The 17,407-nt window shown below is 66.8% G+C and carries 15 protein-coding genes; 11 read left to right on the top strand and 4 right to left on the bottom strand.

Features of this window, described 5'->3' with window-relative positions; all coding sequences use genetic code 11:
* Positions 1-4 precede the first annotated feature (4 nt).
* The 6 genes from ING98_01015 to cynS all read left to right on the top strand — a co-directional run bounded on the left by ING98_01015 (position 5) and on the right by cynS (position 7,624).
* On the top strand, positions 5-1,612 hold the full coding sequence (locus tag ING98_01015) for a mechanosensitive ion channel family protein (GenBank protein MCA3100430.1): 1,608 nt from the start codon (positions 5-7) through the stop codon (positions 1,610-1,612).
* Entirely contained in the window at positions 1,612-3,699 is a 2,088-nt protein-coding gene (locus ING98_01010) for a site-specific recombinase (GenBank protein MCA3100429.1), read from the top strand. Before ING98_01015 ends, ING98_01010 begins: the two co-directional genes overlap by 1 nt.
* 134 nt (positions 3,700-3,833) lie before the next feature.
* Positions 3,834-5,309: an ABC transporter substrate-binding protein gene (locus ING98_01005; protein MCA3100428.1), complete on the top strand. Its 1,476-nt coding sequence runs from the start codon at positions 3,834-3,836 to the stop codon at positions 5,307-5,309.
* A gap of 23 nt (positions 5,310-5,332) precedes the next feature.
* Positions 5,333-6,181 carry a nitrate ABC transporter permease gene (gene ntrB, locus ING98_01000; GenBank protein ID MCA3100427.1) on the top strand — a complete coding sequence of 283 codons (849 nt, stop codon included), beginning with the start codon at positions 5,333-5,335 and terminating at the stop codon, positions 6,179-6,181.
* A 4-nt stretch (positions 6,182-6,185) separates the two neighbouring features.
* The gene (locus ING98_00995) at positions 6,186-7,082 is read left to right on the top strand and encodes an ABC transporter ATP-binding protein (GenBank protein ID MCA3100426.1); all 897 of its coding nucleotides are present in this window, start codon (positions 6,186-6,188) and stop codon (positions 7,080-7,082) included.
* A gap of 98 nt (positions 7,083-7,180) precedes the next feature.
* Positions 7,181-7,624, top strand: a complete 444-nt coding sequence (cynS, locus tag ING98_00990) for a cyanase (protein ID MCA3100425.1) — start codon at positions 7,181-7,183, stop codon at positions 7,622-7,624.
* Positions 7,625-7,641: 17 nt separating this feature from the next.
* Here cynS and ING98_00985 read toward each other — a convergent pair whose 3' ends face one another.
* From ING98_00985 to ING98_00975, 3 genes are read right to left on the bottom strand one after another with little or no spacing between them, the layout of a single operon-like run.
* Complete coding sequence (locus ING98_00985) at positions 7,642-8,076, bottom strand: DUF4149 domain-containing protein (GenBank protein MCA3100424.1); 435 nt, start codon at positions 8,074-8,076, stop codon at positions 7,642-7,644.
* A gap of 7 nt (positions 8,077-8,083) precedes the next feature.
* Positions 8,084-10,057, bottom strand: coding sequence for an ATP-binding cassette domain-containing protein (locus ING98_00980; GenBank protein MCA3100423.1), 1,974 nt, complete (start codon positions 10,055-10,057; stop codon positions 8,084-8,086).
* 10 nt (positions 10,058-10,067) lie between these two features.
* Positions 10,068-11,114, bottom strand: coding sequence for a tripartite tricarboxylate transporter substrate binding protein (locus ING98_00975; protein MCA3100422.1), 1,047 nt, complete (start codon positions 11,112-11,114; stop codon positions 10,068-10,070).
* Between the two features lie 81 nt (positions 11,115-11,195).
* Here ING98_00975 and ING98_00970 point away from each other — a divergent pair, with 81 nt between their 5' ends.
* A complete protein-coding gene (locus ING98_00970) occupies positions 11,196-12,398 on the top strand; it encodes an aminopeptidase P family protein (protein ID MCA3100421.1) in 1,203 nt (400 codons plus the stop codon).
* Between the two features lie 29 nt (positions 12,399-12,427).
* Positions 12,428-13,342 (top strand): DMT family transporter, encoded by a 915-nt coding sequence (locus ING98_00965; protein MCA3100420.1) that lies wholly within the window; start codon positions 12,428-12,430, stop codon positions 13,340-13,342.
* Here ING98_00965 and ING98_00960 read toward each other — a convergent pair.
* Entirely contained in the window at positions 13,339-13,935 is a 597-nt protein-coding gene (locus ING98_00960; GenBank protein MCA3100419.1) for a TetR/AcrR family transcriptional regulator, read from the bottom strand. The genes ING98_00965 and ING98_00960 overlap by 4 nt on opposite strands.
* 382 nt (positions 13,936-14,317) lie before the next feature.
* Here ING98_00960 and ING98_00955 point away from each other — a divergent pair, with 382 nt between their 5' ends.
* From ING98_00955 to ING98_00945, 3 genes are all read left to right on the top strand, one after another.
* On the top strand, positions 14,318-14,725 hold the full coding sequence (locus ING98_00955) for a hypothetical protein (protein ID MCA3100418.1): 408 nt from the start codon (positions 14,318-14,320) through the stop codon (positions 14,723-14,725).
* A gap of 463 nt (positions 14,726-15,188) precedes the next feature.
* Entirely contained in the window at positions 15,189-15,860 is a 672-nt protein-coding gene (locus ING98_00950; protein ID MCA3100417.1) for a glutathione peroxidase, read from the top strand.
* An 89-nt stretch (positions 15,861-15,949) separates the two neighbouring features.
* Positions 15,950-17,401 carry an NAD-dependent succinate-semialdehyde dehydrogenase gene (locus tag ING98_00945; GenBank protein ID MCA3100416.1) on the top strand — a complete coding sequence of 484 codons (1,452 nt, stop codon included), beginning with the start codon at positions 15,950-15,952 and terminating at the stop codon, positions 17,399-17,401.
* Positions 17,402-17,407 lie beyond the last annotated feature (6 nt).

Raw genomic sequence — 17,407 nt, 5'->3', positions numbered from 1 at the left:
CGACATGGCCGCACTGACTCACGCGTTTCTGGTTCTGATCACCCTGCTCTGCGCGGTGCCGTGGTCGCTTGCTGCCGAGCCGTCAGCGCCCATGGCTGTCGTTCGCGAAGCGCCGGTGGTCGTGTTCAACCGCACCGTCGCGGTCTATCGCGCGCCCTTCCTCGGCACGCCGCCGGATGACCGCGCCCGCCGCGCCCGGCAGGTCATTTCCGAGTTGCTCGCGCGCGGCGGACCGGGCGAGATCACGACCCATCCCGAACCGCAGGGAACGGTGATACGGATCGATGGCGAGTTCGCGATGATCCTGTTGCCCGAGGATGCCGACCGCCTGCGCGGGCAAACGCTGGAGGGCGCGAGTACGCGCGCAGTCGAAGCGCTGCGGCAAGTCTCCGCCGAGACACGTGAAGGACACAACCGTTCGCTGCTGCTGCGCGGGCTCGCGATGGCACTGGCCGCCACCGTTGCGCTGGCGCTGCTCGCAGCCGGCGTGCTGCGGGTCCGGCGAATGCTGGGCGCCCGCGCCCGTGCGCTGATCATGAATCGCGCGGACAAGCTGCGCATCGGCGATGCACAGTTGCTGCAACCCGGGAAGCTGATCGAACTCGCCAGTGCGTCCATCACGCTCACTGTATGGCTGCTGCTGCTGCTGTTCAGCTATCAGTGGCTGAGCTTCGTGCTTGAACGCTTTCCGTATACGCGGCCGTGGGGCGAGCAATTGCAGGCCTACCTGCTGGGCGTGGCATACAGCATCGGCACCGGGGTACTCGGGGCGCTTCCAGACCTGCTGGTGGCGGTGCTGATCTTCATGCTTGCGCGAGGAGCGATCGGCCTTGCTCTGCCCCTGTTCGACCGCGCCAGCGAGCATGGCGGAGCGCTCGGCTGGCTCGATGCCGATACGGTGCGGCCGACGCGCATGTTGTTCACCGTTGGCGTCTGGCTGTTCGCGGTGGTGATGGCCTATCCCTACCTGCCTGGTGCGGACAGCGAGGCGTTCAAGGGCATGTCGGTGCTGGTCGGGCTGATGCTGACCGTCGGCGGCGCGAGCCTGGTCAGTCAGGGCGCGAGCGGCCTGATCCTCATGTATTCGCGCACGCTTCGGGTAGGGGAGTACGTTCGCGTGGCCGACCATGAAGGCACGGTCACCGAGCTGGGTACGTTCACCACGCGCATACGGACCGGAATGGGCGAGGAGATCACGATGCCCAACGCGCTGCTGCTGACCACCGTCACGAAGAACTATTCGCGCTCGGTGCAGGGCAAGGGCTACATCATCGATACGACCCTCACGATCGGCTACGACACGCCGTGGCGCGAAGTCGAGTCGATGATGCTCGAAGCGGCGAAGCGTACGCCCGGCGTGCTGGCAGCGCCGGCGCCAAGGGTGTTCCAGACATCGCTGTCGGACTTCTACGTCGAGTACCGGCTGGTCTGCCAGGCGGTGCCTTCCCAGCCGCGTCCGCGTGCCGAGGTACTCGCAGCGCTGCACCAGCACCTGCTGGACGTGTTCAACGAGCGTGGTGTACAGATCATGTCCCCGCACTACTTCAGTGACCCGCAGGAACCCAAGCTCGTACCCAGGCCGGTGACGGAGACGGGGCAGGCGGCTTCCTGATGGGCGCTGCCGGCGCGCTGGCCGACGACCGATCGGCTGCCGCTGCCGCGCTGGCGCGGTTCGCGGATGCTGGCGGGGACCCCGTGGGCGCGCTGGCCGCGTTGATCGATTTCGTGCGGCCGCGCGATGCGCGCGAGATCGAGGGCAGCGTGGCCCGATATACAGCAGTCATCGAGCTGCTCGAGATCGATCCGGCGCGTGCATCCGATGTGCGCCGCCATGTGCTGCGGCTGCTGTCGACGCGCCGGATGGTCGAATTCTTCGCCGACAGCGGCATCCTGCCCGGCACCGGCTTCTTCACCGAGCTCGGACGTATCGTTGGCGACCGCCTGCTTCCTGATGTTCCCGATCCGGACGACCTGCGCAGCGCGTTGCGCCAGGTGTTTCATCGCCGCAGCGACTGGGTATGGTTCTCTGCGCTACCCACCGAATTGTCGAGCCGCTTCTGGCATCTGATCGCGCGCGAGACGGCCAACGACGAGGCGATCGCCCGGGGCATCGTCGGCCAGGTGCTGGAGGCATTGCTGATCCTCGCGTACCGGATGGGCGGTATCGACGTGGACGCGGAGTTCGGCCGGCTGGGGCCGGAGTTCAAGGACCATGCTGCGTGCTTCCGCGGGCTGACCGGCGCCAGCCAGCGCTACGTCGACATGCTGCGCGCGCATCTCGCAGACCCTGGCATGACGCCGCTCGACAGCGCCGAGGTACAGGTGCTGGTCGACCAGTGCTGCGCGGTGATCGACCGCGCGCGCCGCCTGGCAACGGCGCGGGGCACGAGTGTCCGTCTCTCGTACATGATCCGGCGCAGTTCGCAGAGCCTGCGCCGGATCAGCGACCTCGGGTACCTGCTCGATGCCGGCGTGGTGAACGAGAAAGGCGACCTGCAGCGGCCGGAAGTGATCGAACGCTGGAGCGCGCTGGTTCGCTCGGCGCTGGCCGCCGAGAGCCGTCGCTGCAGCCTCCGCAGTCATGTCGGCGTCGGACTTTCCATGCTGGCGCTGCGGGTCACCGAGAATGCGGCAAAGACAGGCGAGCACTACATCGCGGAGACGCGCGCCGCTTACCGTGCGATGTGGCGCGCGGCGATGGGGGCGGGTGCACTGATCGGCGTGATGGCGCTGCTGAAGATCTTCGCCGGCAAGCTCGACCTCGCGCCGATCGGCTACGCGCTCGGCTACAGCCTGATCTACGGCCTCGGCTTCGTCATCATCTACATGCTGCACCTGACGGTGGCCACCAAGCAGCCGGCCATGACCGCGCAGACGCTCGCCAGCTATGTCGGTGAACTGCACGCCGACGGTGCTCGCCGTGCCGCCGGCCTGGAGCGCGTGGTCGACCTGTTCGCGGCGGTCGGCCGTACCCAGGTCGCTGCCATCCTGGGCAACGTGTCCGTGGCCTTCCCGGTCGCGCTGCTCCTGTCGTTGCTGTTCGTCGCGCTTTCCGGGGCCCCGCCGATCGACGCTGCCAAGGCCGACCACCTGCTGCACGACCTCGACATCACCGGCTGGGCGCTGCCCCATGCGGCACTCGCGGGCGTGTTCCTGTTCCTGTCCGGCGTGCTGACCGGCTACTTCGACAACACTGCGGGTTACGCGCGGCTGGGGCAGCGCGTCGAGCGCCTGCCGTGGCTGCGACGCCTGGCCGGCCCGGCGCGTGCGTCGAAGGTCGGCGCCTACCTGGAAGCCAACCTCGGCGGCCTGCTCGGGAATTTCCTGTTCGGTTGCATGCTCGGCACCGCCGGGACGATAGGCATGATCCTGGGGCTGCCGATCGACATCCGGCACATTGCGTTCTCGTCGGCGAACCTCGGTTACGCGCTGGCCGGTTCGGGCTTCGCGCTGCCCTGGCAGGCGTTCGCGTGGGGGCTACTGGGCGTGGTGATGATCGGCGCCGTGAACCTGCTGGTGAGCTTCTCGCTCGCGCTGTGGATGGCGATGCGCGCCCGCGCGATCGCGCCACGGGTCGAGCTGCGCGGGCTCGGGCGGCACCTCGGCCGCCGCCTGCGCTCGGCACCGTCCACGTTCTTCACCGCGCGCGGGTTGCCGGCCGACCTGCCTGCCACCTCGGCCTCGAACCGGGCGCCGTGATCTCCTGAGACGCCGGGTCCAGCCGGCGCTTCCGGAGGCCGCCACATGCCAGTGCATGCGCGGTCTTTCGTGCACCGTCGCGGGGACTGATGATCGGTATCCGCGACCTTCGCACCGGGAACGTGCGTACTGGCATGACTGCTGCTTTAAGGGAGTCCGACCCCACCACACTGGAGATTCGAGAGGCCGCGTTCGACAATCCCTTCGACCCCTCGGTAGCGTTGAATCCCTGCGAATGCGGGCGGCATGCGTCCCAGGCCGATCACGATGCGCATGCAGTCGTGACGCATCCGTCCGCCACGGCCGCAGAGGGTCCGGTATCGCCGGGTACCTGGTTCGATGGCAATCAGGCCACCGAAGCGGCGAGTAACCGTATCATCGAACAGGCGGTGGTGCGCGCGCTGTTCCCCAACGACGACATGCGTCGCCGCTTCCTGAAGGCAGTGGGGGTGCGCACCGCGATGGGTGCGATCGCCTCGGTGCTGCCGATTGGCGCGATGCAGGCGATTGCCCAGGACAGCAAGCTGGCGATCGAGAAGAAGAACCTTCAGGTGGGCTTCGTCGCGATTACCTGCGCCACGCCGCTGATCATGGCGCACCCGCTGCGCTTCTACGAGCGCGAAGGCCTGAACGTCGAACTGCAGCGTACCGCCGGCTGGGCGCTGGTGCGGGACAAGATGATCAACCGCGAGTACGACGCCTCGCACATGCTCTCGCCGATGCCGCTGTCGATCTCGATGGGGCTGGGCTCCGTGGCCACCGGCATCAACGTGGCGACCATCCAGAACGTCAATGGCCAGGCCATCACGCTGCACCAGAAATTCAAGGACCGGCGCGATCCGAAGATGTGGAAGGGGATGCGCTTCGCGGTGCCCTTCGAGTACTCGATCCACAACTTCCTGCTGCGCTACTACGTGGCCGAGGCTGGGCTCGATCCCGACAAGGACATCCAGATCCGCGTGACGCCGCCGCCGGAAATGGTAGCGAACCTGCGCGCCGGCAATATCGACGGATTCCTCGGACCCGAGCCTTTCAATCAGCGTGCTGTCTACGACGGCATCGGCTTCATCCACCTGCTCACCAAGGAACTCTGGGACGGACATCCGTGCTGCGCCTTCGGCGTGTCGGATGCCTGGATCAAGCAGAACCCGAACACCTTCGCTGCTCTCTACCGGGCGATCCTGAACGCGCATGCGATGGCGCGCGATCCGAAGCACCGGGCACTGATCGCCAATGCGATCGCGCCCTCGCAGTACCTGAACCAGCCCTACGAAGTGATCGAACAGGTGCTGGTCGGCACCTACGCCGACGGCCTGGGCAACGTGCGCAAGGATCCCAACCGCGTCGATTTCGATCCGTTCCCGTGGGGCACGATGGCCGTCTGGATCCTGTCCCAGATGAAGCGCTGGGGCTACGTGAAGGGCGATGTGAACTACCGCAAGATCGCGGAGGAGGTGTTCATGATCACCGACGCGCGCAAGGCCATGGGTGAGCTGAAGATGACCGTGCCGAAGGATGCATATCCGCGCATCCGCGTGATGGGCAAGGAGTTCGACCCGGCGAAGAACGTCGACCAGTACATCAACAGCTTCGCGATCCGTCGCACCTGACCACCGCACGATCCGGAGTCCACATGTTCAATAGTGTCTCGAGGTCGCAGGGGTTTCGTGCGGGCATCCTCTCTGCCTGCATCCTTGCACTGGTTCTGGTGCTGTGGCATCTCGCCACCGCGCCGGTGGCCGCGCCGCAGTATGCCGATCCCGAGTATGCAAGGCTGATGGGCGGCAAGGGGCAGACCAGTTCCGGGCTGCCTTCGCTGCCGCAGATGGGCACGGCCATCTGGAAACATCTGTCCAACCCTTTCTACGACAACGGTCCGAACGACAAGGGCGTCGGCCTCCAGGTCGGCTATTCGATCGGGCGCGTGCTGCTCGGATTCCTGCTGGCCGCGGCCGTCGCGATCCCGCTCGGTTTCGTGATCGGCATGTCGCCGCTGTTGTTCAGGGCGCTCAATCCGTTCATCCAGGTGCTGAAGCCGATTTCGCCGCTCGCCTGGATGCCGCTCGCTCTCTACACGATCAAGGATTCGACGATTTCCTCGATCTTCGTGATCTTCATCTGCTCGATCTGGCCGATGCTGATCAACACGGCGCACGGCGTGGCGTCGGTGCGACGCGACTGGCTCAACGTTGCGCGCACGCTCGAGGTCGGTCGCGTGCGCACCGCATTGCGGGTGGTGCTGCCGGCGGCTGCGCCGACCATCCTGACCGGCATGCGCATCTCGATGGGCATTGCCTGGCTGGTGATCGTGGCAGCCGAGATGCTGGTCGGGGGCACCGGTATCGGCTATTTCGTGTGGAACGAATGGAACAACCTGTCGCTGACCAACGTGATCTTCGCGATCCTGATGATCGGCGTGGTCGGGATGCTGCTCGACCTGGTGTTCGGACTGCTGACCCGGCTGGTCAGCTACCAGGAGTGAACCGGTGAGTGCCTTCCTGCAAGTCGACAACCTTCGCAAGGTCTTCCCGTCGCAGCGAGGCGGCGCGCCGCTGACCGTGTTCGACGAGGTGAACTTCACCATCGAACAGGGCGAGTTCGCCTGCATCATAGGCCACTCGGGCTGCGGCAAGTCGACCATCCTCAACGTGCTTGCCGGCCTCGACGAGGCCAGCTCCGGCTACGTGATCATGGATGGACGCGAGGTACGCGGTCCTAGCCTCGACCGCGGCGTGGTGTTCCAGGGCCATGCGCTGATGCCCTGGCTGAGTGCGGAGCGCAACGTGGCGTTCGCGGTGCAGTCGCGCTGGCCGCAGTACGACGCACGCAAGGTCAAGGCGGTGTGCGACCAGTATCTGGGCATGGTCGGGTTGTCCGGTTCCGAACACAAGCGGCCGTCGGAACTTTCCGGCGGCATGAAGCAGCGGGTCGGCATCGCTCGGGCGTTCGCCATCGAGCCGAAGATGCTGCTGCTCGACGAACCCTTCGGTGCGCTCGATGCGCTCACGCGCGGCGTGATCCAGGAAGAACTGCTGAAGATCTGCGCGCAGACCCGGCAGACGGTCTTCATGATCACCCACGATGTCGACGAGGCGATCCTGCTGGCCGACAAGATCCTGTTGATGACCAACGGCCCGGATGCGCGCATCGCCGAGGTGGTCGTCAACACGATGCCGCGCAGCCGCAATCGTCAGACGCTGCACAAGGATCCGCAGTTCTACCGGATCCGCAACCACCTGGTCGATTTCCTGGTGAACCGGTCGAAGACCTTCCGGGACGAACCCCCGTCCGGGTTCGATCCGCGCAACCTGCCGCACCTGACGCCGGGCCTCGATCCGGCGCAGGCGCCCGGCGCCGAGGCGATTGCCGGCGTCGCTGCCTGACCTCCGGTGCCCGGACCGTAGTCGTTGATACCCATCGAAAGAGGAGAGAAACCATGAAACGAGAACCGAGCGGTGCGCTGGCAATGCCGGCCCGTCCGATGACCCGCGACGACGTGACCGCGCGCATCGTGTCGATCAAGATTCACAAGGCCCTGAAGTGGGCCGATATCGCGACGAAGGTCGGCGAGAGCAAGGAGTGGGTGACGGCGGCCTGCCTGGGCCAGATGACGCTCACGAAGAAGCAGGCCGACACCCTGGGCAAGCTGCTCGGACTGACGAAGGAAGAGATCACGCTGCTGCAGGTGGTGCCGTACAAGGGCTCGCTGCCCACGGCGGTGCCGACCGATCCGCTGATCTACCGCTGGTACGAGATCGTCAGCGTGTACGGCACCACGATCAAGGAACTGATCCACGAGGAATTCGGCGACGGCATCATGAGCGCGATCGACTTCTCGATGGACATCACGCGCGAGCCCGACCCGAAGGGTGACCGGGTGAAGGTGGTGCTGAGCGGAAAGTTCCTGCCGTACAAGACGTACTGATCGCGCGGCCCATCCGTTCAGGTGTGGGCTATCGCGGCCGCGAACGCGCCCAGCAGCAGTGCGACCTGCAAGAGGTTCACGACGACGCTGGCGCGGTGCAGGCGATCGAAGCGGCGTGCGGCCGCCGGGTCGGACATCGACGCGTCCCGTGCGGCATTGATCGCCGGCATCAGCGCCTGCCGGGCGATCAGGAAGCCGAGCGCGGTCGCGAATGCGAGCCCGGCGGCGCTGGGCGCCGTGCCGGCGCAGAGCAGGGCGGACACGCTGCTGCCGATGAGCCCGAATCCGTAGTACCAGGGAAACAGCGCGCGGATGAAGCGCCCTGCGATGTCGGGCGGCAGTCGCATGAAGACCATCGGCGCGACGCAGGCCGAGAAGAACAGCATCGCGCCCAGCGTGATGCCGATCGCCAGCGCCCCCCATCCGGCTGCATCGGGCAGTGACAGTGGCATCGACGTATCAGCCAGTGCTGCCGTCGCGGGCCTGGCGCTCGAGGTCTTCCCAGCGCTGCATCGCGCGCGAGAGGCCGTCCTCCAGGCCGGACAGCTTCGCCTGGAGTTCCTTCAGGCCGGCGGGATCCCGGGTGTAGAGGGCGGGATCGGCCAGCGCGGTGCCGACCGTCGCGATGTCCGCTTCGAGCTTCTCGATCGTGGCGGGCATCGATTCCAGTTCGCGGGTTTCCTTGAAGCTCAGACGCGGCTTCGGCTTCACGGTTGATGCCCGGGCAGCGTTCGCGCCCGCAGTCGCCGGTTCGCGGGTGGCGAGGGCGGGCAGGGCGGGCAGGGCGGCAGCGGCTGCGGCTGCGGCCGGCTTCGAGCCCGTCCTGCCGCCTGCCTCCGGCTCCGTCGTGCCTGTACGGTAGCGCTGCCAGTCGCTGTAGCCACCGGCGATCTCGACCAGGCGGCCGTCGCCGGCAAACGCGATCACCTGTGTCGTCACGTTGTCGAGGAACTCCCGGTCGTGGCTGACTACCAGCACGGTGCCGCGGTACTCGGCGAGCAGCGACTCGAGCAGGTCGAGGGTCTCTATGTCGAGGTCGTTGGTCGGCTCGTCCAGCACCAGGAGGTTGGCGGGGCGGGCGAACAGTCGAGCGAGCAGCAGCCGGTTGCGCTCGCCGCCGGACAGCGCCGATACCGGCGAGCGCGCCCGCTGCGGGGGAAACAGGAACTCGGACAGATAGCCGATCACATGCTGGCGCGTGCCGCCGATCTCGACGAAATCGGAGCCGGGGCTGACCACGTCGGTGAGCCGGGCATCGGGATCGAGCTGCGCGCGAAACTGGTCGAAGTAAGCGATCTCGAGCCGGGTGCCGAGCCGCGCCTTGCCGGAGTCGACCTCGAGCTGGCCGAGCAGCACGCGCAGCAGCGTGGTCTTGCCAGCGCCGTTGGGCCCCACCAGGCCGATCCGGTCGCCGCGGATGATACGTGTCGAGAAATCGCGGATCAGCGTGCGCCCGCCCAGCGCGACCGTTGCATGTTCGAGCTCGGCGACCAGTTCTCCGGACGCATCGCCGGCAGCCAGCTTGAAGCCCACCTGCCCGATGCGCTCGCGGCGGGCGGCCCGGTCACGGCGAAGCTGTTCGAGCCGTCGTACCCGGCCCTCGTTGCGCGTGCGGCGCGCCTCGATGCCCTTGCGGATCCAGACTTCTTCTTCCGCCAGGCGCTTGTCGAAGCGTGCCGCAGCAACGGCCTCATCGGCCAGCTGCTGCGCCTTGCGCGCCTTGTAGTCGCGGAACGAACCGGGATAGCTGGTCAGTTGTCCACGGTCGAGTTCGATGATCCGGGTGATCACCCGGTCGAGGAATCGCCGGTCATGGCTGACCACCATCACCGCGCCGCGAAAGCCGAGCAGCGTGTTCTCCAGCCACTCGATCGCATCCATGTCGAGATGGTTGGTCGGTTCGTCGAGCAGCAGCACGTCCGGTTCGCCGGCGAGCGCGCGCACCAGTGCGACGCGCTTGCGCCCGCCGCCCGACAGCGTGTCGAACGGCGTCGCGCCGTCGAACCCGTGCGTGAGCAGGAGCGCCGACACGCGCGAGGGAAGGTCCCAGCCCCGCTCATGGTCCAGCCGGTCGTGGAGCCACTGCATGCGTTCGGCGTTCGCCGGTGTGTCTTCCGCGTGCGCCAGGGCCTGATGCTCCGCGAAGACCTCCGCGATATCGCCGAACCCGCCGGCGATGACCTCGCCGATGGTCAGCCCCGGTTCGAACGTGGGCTCCTGGTCGAGCAGAACGCAGCGCAGCCCGGGCGTGCGGACGATCTCGCCGCTATCGGCGGCGATACGGCCGTCGACCAGCTTCATCAGTGTCGACTTGCCGGTGCCGTTGCGACCGATCAGGCCGACCCGCTCGCCTTCCTGGAGGACGAAGTCTGCCTGGTCGAGCAGCAGGCCGGCGCCGAAGCCGAGTGAGACCCGATTCAGTGCCAGGAGCATCGGATATCGTTCATTGCACCTGCAGCCCGATGGACCGGATCAGCTTGCCGTAGAAGGCGTGGTCGCGACGCACCCGCTGCGCGAACTGGTCGGCGGACAGTTGCGGTGTATCGAAGCCCTGCTGCGCCCACAGCGTGCGCAGCTCCTTGCGGTCGAGCGCTCGGTTGATCGACACGTTCATGCGGTCGACGACCTCGCGCGATACCCCTGCCGGACCGAATACGCCGTGCCACCCAACCAGATCGTAGCCCGGCACGCTGTCGTTGATCGGCGGCACGTTCGGCAGTGCGGCGATGCGCGTGGTTCCGGTCACACCGATCGCGCGCAGCTTGCCGGCCTCGACCTGGGTGCGTACCGCCGCGTAGCTGTCCCACATCATGTCGATGCGGCCGCTGACCAGGTCGGGCATGGTCGCGCTGCCGCCGCCTCGGTAGGGCACATGAACCATGTTCACGCCGCCGAGCGAGGCGAGCAGCTCGCCGGCGAGATGGAAGGCGCTGCCGATGCCGGTGGAGCCATACGTGAGCACGCCCGGCTTCGCCCGGGCGATGGCGACCAGATCGCGCGCCGTCTTCGCGGGGACCGACGGATGCGCGACCAGCACGAACGAGAAGGCCGTGATCATCGCGATCGGCGCAAGGTCCTTCAGCGAATCGTACGGGGCCTTCTGCAGGTGTGGCGCGGAGGTCAGCGACGAGCCCGGCGCGGCCAGCAGCGTGTAGGCGTCCGGTGCCGACTTCGATACGAACTCATTGGCCAGCTGGCCAGTGGCGCCCGGCCTCGGCTCGACCGTGAAGCCCTGCCCGAACTCGGTGGCGAGCTGCGCGGCGAGCGGACGGATCGATACGTCGATCGCGCTGCCGGGGGCGAAGCCGTGGATCAGGCGCACAGGCCTGGTCGGCCATGCCTGGGCCGATGCGGTGCCTGCGGCAACGGTACCGGCAATGACGCAGCCGATCGTGCAGGCGAGCAGCGCGCGGCGCTGGATTGCGGGGCCGCTGCTCTCGACAGAGGCGGTGCGGGCGGTGCTGGATACGGTACGGGGCACGGGGGTCATCGAAGCTGGGTAAGATTGGCGGGTACCCGATTCTATCGGGGTTTGCCTCGTGATCCCTTCTTGCCGGTATCTGGAGTCCCCATGCCTCGCCTCAAGCCTGCCGATCCCGCCCGTCTCGGCCTAGCGCCACACCTGCGCGCGATCCTCGACCAGCCGTTTCCCCGTTTCTCGGACGCGGAGATGCAGCGAAGGCGCCACGCGCTCGCGGACGTCATGCGCAAGCACGACGTCGATCAGGTGCTGGTCTGCGGCGAGCAGCGCGCCGGCACCGGCATCTCCTGGCTCACTGGCTGGGTCACCACCAGCGAGCAGATCATCGTGTTCGATGGTCGCGAGCAGCCGAAGATGTTCGTCGAATGGGTCAACCATGCGCCGCTCGCGAAGCAGATCGCCTGGCAATGCGAGGTCGAATGGAGCGAGCACCGCAGCGTCGAGAAGGTGGTCGCAGAGCTGAAGCGGCGTGGCGCACGGCGCGTGGGCATCATGGGCGTGTTCAACTTCGGCAAGTACCGCAAGCTGGCCGCTGCGTTTCCGGATGTAGTCGACCTGAACCCTGCATACAGCCGCATGCGCCTTACCAAGTCCGAGGAGGAGATCGACTGGCTGCGCATCGGCGCGGCGTTCTCCGACGCGTCGATCGCGGCGCTCGCCGAGGGCCTCTGCGACGGGTTGAACGAGCGCGACCTGGGCGATATCGCAGAGCGCGCCTATGCACCGTTCGGCGGGGTCACGATGCTGCACTATTTCGGCGTGACGTCGATGGCTGCGCCCGACTGCTACATCCCCCGCCAGCATCCCATGAACCGCATCGTGCGCGACGGCGATTGCGTGTTCACCGAGATCACGGGCTCCTTCTGGGATTACGGCGGCCAGGTGCTGCGTACCTTCGCGGTCGGTGCCGAACCGCCGGCGCTCTATCGCGACCTGCACGATACGGCCGAGGCGACGTACGACGCAGTCACCGGCGTGATGCGTCCCGGCTGCACGATGGACGAGATCGTGGACGCCGCCTCGGTGATCGAAGCACGCGGCTTCACGATCTGCGACGATCTGGTGCACGGTTTCGGCGGCGGTTACTTCCAGCCGATCCTCGGCAGCCGCAGCCGTCCGGCGGGTCCGCTGCCCGATATCGTGCTCGCCGAGAACATGACGATGGTGGTGCAGCCGAACGTGATCGACCGTGCGCGCACCGCAGGCGTGCAGGTCGGGGAGCTGGTGCGGATTACCGCCACCGGTTTCGAGAGCCTGCATCGCGCGCCACGCGGATTCCTGCGCGCCGGCTGATCGGCCGTTGGGGCGGCGGCAGTACTGCATTGAGTGAACGTCCGGCGGGGCGGGAGTCGTGGACTGCCGCCGCGCTGCTCGCGCTGGCCGTCGCGTTGTGGGCGGGTAACTGGGTGATCGGCCGCATGATCCGCCTGGAGGCGCCGCCCGGCGGGATCACCTTCCTGCGCTGGACGATCGCCGCCTGCGTGCTGCTCGCGTTCAACGCGTCGTCGGTACGCGAATACTGGCCGCTGCTGCGGCGGTCGTGGCCAATCCTGCTGCTGCTCGCGGTGGCCGCGAGCGTCCTGCAGCACCTGCCGGTCTACATCGGGCTGCGCACCACGACGGCGACCACCGCCTCGCTGCTCAACGCCACCACGCCGGTGTTCATCCTGCTGCTGGGATGGCTGGTTCTGGGTGAGCGCCTGTCGGCAGCGGTGCTGGCGGGGGTGACGCTAGCCATGGCCGGTGCACTGTGGATCGTGACCCGCGGCCACCCCGGTTCGCTCTTGCACTGGGCGCTGGAGGCGGGCGACCTGTGGATCCTGCTCGGCACGGTGAGTTGGGCTGTCTATACGATCCTGCTGCGCTGGCGTCCGCCGGGCCTGCCGCCGTTGCCCTTCATGTGCGCGATCGCCGTGCTGGGGGCGCTGGTATCGCTGCCGGTTGCAGCGATCGAGTTCGCGGCTGGCAGCCGTTTCATCTGGTCATGGCCGGTGGCCGGAAGTCTGCTCTACATCGGGCTCGGGGCAACCGTCCTCGCCTACATCTGCTGGAACCGCGGCGTCGAAGTGCTGGGAGCCAGCCGGGCCGGCCCGTTCATGTATCTGATGCCGGTCTATACCCCCGTGATGGGCTGGCTGTTCCTGGGCGAAGGCATGCGGGCGTTTCACCTCGTCGGCATCGCGCTGATCTTCGCGGGGATCCTGCTGACGCGCCACGCGTCGCGCCCGGCGACCTAGCCGTTCAACCCCTCGAAGCAGGTGCGCACCAGGAAATCGACGGTCTGGACGTCGTCGTAGCGGCCGCTCTTGCGCAGGTACTCGAGCGTCGGGTCGCAGGAGCGGGCGTAGATCGTGTAGACGATCACCTCGTTCGGCAGCGTTCGGTCGAGCGCGCCTTCGTTCTGCGCGGCGATCACCAGCAGCTTGAGTTCGGCGTTGAGCTTCATGATGAGGCGCACATAGCTCAGGTTCAGCATCAGGCTTCGCTGCAGCGCGACGCTGGTCGATGGTAGGTGCGGGACGGCCCCCTTCAGGCGCCGTTCGAGCGCCCAGCGCAGGGTTGCCTTCAGCTTGTCGATCGGAGCCAGTTCCGGCGGCATCGCGGCCAGCACGTCGATCGTGTCCCGGGTCATGCGGCAGAGCGCGGCGGCGGCCAGGCTTTCCTTAGACGCGAAGTGCTTGTACAGGCTGCCTTTGGCGATGCCGACTTCGGCCGCGACGTCGTCCATCGTCATCAGATCGAAGCCTTTCTTCGCCAGCAACACATTGACGGCATCGAGGATCGCGTCCTCGCGCGCTGCAAACTGCTGTTTCTGAAAAGAAAGTCTCATCCGTGGTGCTTTCGTCTGGAACGCGGCGACGCTTTTGAGCGATCGCGGGAACTTAATTGTACAAAAAATGACTAAGAAGTCACATTCCGACTGTTGCGTCTTTGCCTTGGACAAACTACCATCAGACGAGTGGTCGAATGTGGTTAAGAATGTGCTTAATCGTACGAAAAGAAAGCGCCACCATCATGGGACCCGTTCACCCGAACACCGTCAATCTGGTGTTTGCTCGGGCGGGAGCCATGCTCAAGAACGGGTGGCACGAGTAGCCGATTCAGCCCTGATCGGTTCATGCATCGCTGCGGCGCAGCGCAGCGAATTTTCCCCTGTCGTTCCAACTCCGAGGCTCAAGATGCTGGACACCTGGAAAGGTCTGGAAGTGATGTTGAGCGGCGTCGAACCACGTCGCGTACGCGCGAACCGCGGGTCCGTCGAGGAAGTCCGTGCGATCGCGCCGGCCGAACTGGTCGCGCTGCGCAAGCGGCAGGGCGACAAGGTGGTGGTGGTTGACGTGCGGAACAGTCCGAAGGAATTGCTCCGCAGCACACTGCCCGACGCACAGGTCCTGTCGGTCGAAGAACTCGAAGTACGCTGGCGCCAGTTGCCGCAGGACGCGACGATCGTCGTCTACTGCTGGGACGAGTGGAGCACGCTTTCGGCGCGTGCTGTGCGTCTGTTGACGCTGCGCGGCCTGAAGGCCATCGAACTCTCGGGCGGAATCAAACGCTGGCGTGCGCTCAGCATGGACGAGACGCCGGTGGCGTCGACGATCGAGCGGTCCCGCTACCACTGACGGGCATCACGCGAACCGGTCGCCTCGTCCTGGACCGGCAGCGCTGCGCGACACGCTCATCGGCGACTTCTGGCGCGTATCCGCGAGGCCGATGTCCGGGCGTCTTCGGCGCCGGTCTCGCGCGGTCGGGTATCGACACGGGGCGTTCGATCCAGTCGATCTGCAGCGGCCGAAAGGCCTTGGCCTGCGTCAACGGAGGCGGCACACGGAGCGAGACAGGCGTCGGCGACCCTTTGCTCGGTAACTTCAACTCATCGCCCAGACTGCGTGACGGCGGGCGGCGGCCCCGCGCGGGCTGCGAGCGCAGCGGTGGATCGTTTCGGCGCCATCCGGGCCTTGCGCAGTTCCCGGGCGCGCTTGGGCAGCCCGGCGGCGTCGAGTTCATCAATGGCCATCGTGTCGCCGAGCGGGCCTCGTGCCCGAAGGTAGACTTCGGCAAGAACTACGCTCGGAGCAAGGCACGATGACGCAATCGACAGGCAAGGCAGGGGTAGCGCCAGGCCGGAGAGAAGGGCTGGCCTTGCGCGGCTTGTGGCTGGCTGCCTGCCTGTTCGCAGGGGGCGTGTGTCCCGCGTGGGCCGCAGGCGCGGCTGCGGTGCCGGCCGCGCCTGCGCCTGCCGGGGCTGCGCCTGCGCCCTGTCCGGCGCTGCTGGACGTCACTTTTCCCGAACTGGTCAGCGGCAAGCCGGTGTCCCTCTGCCAGTACCGCGGCAAGGTGCTCATGGTGGTCAATACCGCGAGCGAATGCGGCTTCACCCCGCAGTACGAACAGCTCGAGGCGCTGCACCGGCGCCTGGCGCCTCGGGGGCTGGTGATCGTCGGGTTCCCGTCGAACGATTTCGGCCAGCAGGAGCGCGGCAGCAACAAGGCCATCGCCGATTTCTGCAAGCTGAACTACGGGGTTTCGTTCCCGATGTTCGAACGTACCGAGGTCGTCGGACCGCGTGCGAATCCTTTCTACGCCCAACTCGCCCGGCGCAGCGGCACCGCGCCGGGCTGGAACTTCCACAAGTACGTGGTCGATCGCGGCGGCAACCGGGTCCAGAGCTTCGCGACGACGATACGTCCGGATGACCCCAGGCTGGTGCGCGAACTCGAACGGCTGCTCGCGGAGCCATACCGTCCGGGTGCGTGATGCGTGCCTGATGCGTGCCGGTTGAACCGGGCACCCGCCGAGGCTACCCTTGGCGCTCCCGTGCCAGCCATTCTCACCAAGGAGCTTCGATGGATACCGTGCCCCCGCCTGCCTACCCTGCGCTCTGTCTGTACATCGATGGCCGGTTCATCGGTGGCGAGGGTCGGGTCGAGCAGGATGTGACCAACCCGGCGACCGGCGCGGTGATCGGCCGGCTGCCGCATGCGTCGCGCGAGGACCTCGACGCTGCACTCGGGGCGGCCGACCGCGCGTTCCAGTCATGGAAGAAGAGCTCGCCGGTCGAACGCTCGAAGATCCTCCGGCGCGCGGCGGAGCTGTTCCGCGAGCGTGCGGCCGAAATGGCGCACGGCATCACGCTCGACATGGGCAAGCCGTATGCCGAGGCGATGGCGGAGGTGATGGGTGGCGCTGAACACTGCGAATGGCACGCCGAGGAATGCCGCCGCATCTACGGCCGTGTGATCCCGCCACGCGTCGATGGTGTGCGACAACTGGTGCTGCGCGAGCCGATCGGTGTCTGCGCTGCCTTCACGCCGTGGAACTTCCCGTTCAACCAGGCGATCCGCAAGGTGGTCGCGGCGATCGGCGCCGGCTGCACGCTGGTGCTCAAGGGGCCCGAGGATGCGCCCAGCGCGGTGGTGATCATCGCGCAGGTGTTCGCCGATGCCGGGCTTCCCGCAGGCTGCCTGAACATCGTGTGGGGTGTCCCGGCCGAAGTTTCCGATTACCTGATTCGCTCGCCGATCGTGCGCAAGATCTCGTTCACCGGGTCGGTGCCCGTCGGCAAGCAGCTCGCCGCCCTGGCTGGTTCGCTGATGAAGCGCTGCACGATGGAGCTGGGCGGACATTCCCCGGCCATCGTGTTCGAGGATGCGGATGTCGACCGCGCCGCGGAACTGCTCGCCAACATGAAGTACCGCAACGCCGGCCAGGTGTGCGTGTCGCCCTCCCGCATGTTCGTGCACGAGCAGGCCTACGACCGTTTCGTCGAGAAATTCGCGGCGGTGGCATCGTCGATCAAGGTCGGCAGCGGCCTCGAAAAGGACACCCGGATGGGGCCGCTCGCCCACCAGCGTCGGGTGCCGACGATGGAAAGCTTCGTCGACGATGCCGACCGGCGCGGCGGCAAGGTGCTGGTCGGCGGCTCGAAGATCGATGGCGCTGGCAACTTCTTCTCGCCGACGGTGATCACCGACGTGCCGGACGACTCGAAGCTCATGACGCAGGAGCCGTTCGGTCCGATCGCACCGATCGTCCGCTTCAGCGACTTCGACGAGGTCGTGCGCCGGGCGAACAGTCTGCCCTACGGCCTGGCTTCATATGCGTTCACCCGCTCGTCGCGCAACGCGACCGCGATCTCCAACTCGATCGAGGCAGGCATGGTGAACATCAATCACTTCGGCATCGCGCTGTCCGAGACGCCCTTCGGTGGCGTGAAGGACAGCGGTTACGGCAGCGAGGGTGGCGCCGAGACGTTCGACGGTTACCTGGTCACCAAGTTCGTCACCCAGCTGAACTGAAGGCCT

The sequence above is a fragment of the Rhodocyclaceae bacterium genome, from assembly GCA_020248265.1.
Lineage (GTDB): Bacteria > Pseudomonadota > Gammaproteobacteria > Burkholderiales > CAIKXV01 > CAIKXV01.
The sequence above is the reverse complement of the archived record's forward strand: the minus strand, read 5'-3'. Positions and strand labels throughout refer to the sequence as shown.